We start from the raw sequence: 3,067 nt of genomic DNA on the forward strand, positions 1-3,067 counted from the left end.
TCGGCAATGGCCAAGGCGGCGGTTCCAGTCACATCGGCGGTGATGGTGTAACCACTCAGGATCCCGGTGGTTGGGGTGGGAACGGAACCGGAGGAGCGGGTGCGCAAGGTGACGGAGGTTTGCCAGCCGATGGAGGCGGGCCGGGTTTCATCTCCCCCGCAAACGGGTTGGTTATAAATGGCTCAGGAACTGGGTTTGACGGTGCAGGTGGCACCTCAGGTACGAATTTCGGCGGCGGCGGTGGTGGCGGAGGGGCGGGGATCCGTTACTCCGGACAAGACATTTCTATCACTTCGCTCGGCTCGATTTCTGGGGGAGCGGGCGGTCAAGGCGGTGGTGTCCTCAACGGGACAAGTGGAGTCGGTAACGGTGGCGGCGGTGGTGGCGGTGGCAGCGGGATCATTAGCGTCGGACCCCAGGCACGCATCGCTAATGACGGTTCAATTGTCGGAGGATTTGGCGGAAACGGCGCAGACGGTGGATTTGGCGGCGGTGGTGGCGCGGGGGGTGATGGATTGCTCTCCCTTGGCGGCATGGCAAACATCATCAATAGCGGCACGATCGCAGGTGGTGTGGGAGGCAGTGGCGGCGCAAGCGGCGGCTTTGGAGTGAAAAGCACAAATGGCGCGGGCGGCACTGGTATTAATCTCAGTGGTCAGCGCAATATCATATTCAATGTTGGTACGGTCATTGGCGGCGAGGGAAACGGAGGGGGAACCGCAATTATCACCCGTGGTCAAGACACAATATACAATGCGGGAACGATCGCAGGCGCCTTGAACAATGGCACACGATCAGCGGCGATAGAATTCGGTGGGGCAGAAAATCGCCTTAATCTATACTCGGGCTCGACGATCCTCGGCGAAATTGTTATTAACGCCGACGCAACGGCAACAATATCAGCTTTGGACCGCGGCCTTACGCTCGATAGCGATGTGCGTCTTGGCGAAGGCACTTCTGGCGTCAATTTTAACACTTCATTCAAAGATCTGGAGCTCTCCGGCGCGATTTCGGGGAATGGGGTCGTAAACGTCCGTGGAGGAAACGTACTAACGTTTTCCGGGGCAAGCAGTTACACTGGCGGGACGAATATCTCCGAAGGAACTCTGGTCGCCAATCACGCGAATGGTAATGGCGTAATCGACGCGTTGGGCACAGGTCTGATTTCGCTCAACGGGGGACGGCTGCACTCAGCTCTCGGGAGCTCCACACTCAACAGCTATCTCGTTGCAGCGGGTACAACGGGGACGATCACCACTGCAACCGGCACCTCGCTGTGGCTCAACGGCGGAGCGGGGCAAAGCTTCTCAATTGAGGGCGATCTGGTCATCGGAACCGATAATGCGAGAGGTGACGTGATCATGGACGTCATCGGTACGAATGCAGCGTCCGCTTCGACAATAACTGTTGCATTTGGACGCCTTGTCGATGGTAACGGTTCGCTCGGAAATCTTACCGGGTTTGCAGGTGCAACACGCGTCGCCTCTGGCGCGACGCTCGATTTCTCTGCACAGGGCGGCACAATTCGCAACTTACAGGATACGACGCCGGGCCAAGGCGGCACTGTATCCTGGGGTGATAATCTGTTGCGTATATATGGCGGCAGTTTTTCAGGCCAGTTCGTGAGTTTATCGGGTGGTGAACTCGTCAAGGGGAGTACCGACACACTCCTCCTCAAAGGCGATAATTCAGGCTTTACCGGCACAACGACGGTCGCAGATGGCAAACTAATCGTTGGAGATATCAACCATAGCAGCGCCACACTGCGAGGTACCATCGACGTTTTATCCGGTGCCACTCTTGGCGGTCATGGCTCGCTCGGAGAAACGACGGTTCAGTCTGGCGGCATATTGTCTCCCGGCAATTCAATTGGCACGATTACAGTGGACGGCGATCTGACGCTGAAACCTGGTTCAGTTCTTGAGATCGAAATTGCCAGCAATGGCACTTCCGATCGCGTCGATGTGGCGGGAACTGCCACAGTTTCCGGCAGCAGTATCTCGGTTGCCACCATCGATCCAGAAACCAGTTATCAGAATGGTCAACTCTACCATATCCTGACCGCCCACGGCGGTGTCAGTGGTGAATTCGCAAGCGTTATGTCGAACTCAGCCTTTCTCGATATGAGCCTTGCCTATGGTGATACGACGGCAGATCTCAATATCTGCCTGAAAGCAGGTTGCCCGAGGCCTGTTGATCCGGAGATTCCGGGCCCCGGCACACCCGAACCTGAAAAGCCCTCCCCTGCCCTCTTTAAGACGGTCGCTCAGACCCGCAATCAGTATGCCACGGCTGGCGGCCTGGATACGCTGGCGCAGACGGGTTCGTCACTGGCCTTGTACAACACCTTGCTGATGCTGTCCGCCGATGAAGCACGTGCGGCTTTCGACAGCCTTTCCGGCGAGGCGTACGCTTCAGCCAAAGGCGTGCTGATCGATGATAGCCAGTTTATCCGCAATGCAGCCCTTGGTCGTTTGCAGCAGGCGTTTGGCGGCGCTCCGGCAACGCCGATCAATGCGCTTTCCTATGCAGGATCGCAGAAGCATGTTTCCGCCTCTGCCACCGCTATCGATAGCGTGGCCCCTGCCCGCATTGCCCCTGCTCAAAATCTCTATACCGCCTGGGGCTATGCCTATGGCGCTTGGACGAGGCAGGATAGCAATAGCAATGCAGGATCGGTAAAATCCTCTGTTGGCGGCTTTGTCACCGGTATCGACGGTACTGTCCTCGACACATGGCGTCTCGGCCTTCTGGCCGGCTACAGCCATTCCAGCTTCGATATCGATGATCGCGCTTCGTCGGGCGGCAGCGATAATTATACGCTCGGCGCCTATGCGGGAACGGAGTGGACGCTCAACAATGGCCATGCCCTGGCATTTCGGTCCGGTCTTGCCTATACATGGCATGATGTCGACATGAACCGTTCTGTCGCCTTCCCCGGCTTTGCCGATAATCTGACCGGCGATTACAATGCGGGGACTTTCCAGGTCTTCGGCGAACTTGGCTATAAGATCCACTATGGCAAAGCCCTGTTCGAACCTTATGCGGGTCTTGCCTATGTTCGCCT

General features: G+C 57.2%; 2 protein-coding genes. Both read left to right on the plus strand.

Annotated features, from left to right (window positions below; genetic code table 11):
• Window positions 1-177: 177 nt before the first annotated feature.
• Window positions 178-612 (plus strand): hypothetical protein, encoded by a 435-nt coding sequence (locus D8666_RS23845; RefSeq protein WP_109366381.1) that lies wholly within the window; start codon window positions 178-180, stop codon window positions 610-612.
• On the plus strand, window positions 609-3,067 hold a 2,459-nt coding region (locus D8666_RS23850; RefSeq protein WP_121539676.1), incomplete at its 3' end, for an autotransporter outer membrane beta-barrel domain-containing protein. The genes D8666_RS23845 and D8666_RS23850, both read left to right, overlap by 4 nt.

This window comes from Ochrobactrum soli, assembly GCF_003664555.1.
GTDB lineage: Bacteria > Pseudomonadota > Alphaproteobacteria > Rhizobiales > Rhizobiaceae > Brucella > Brucella teleogrylli.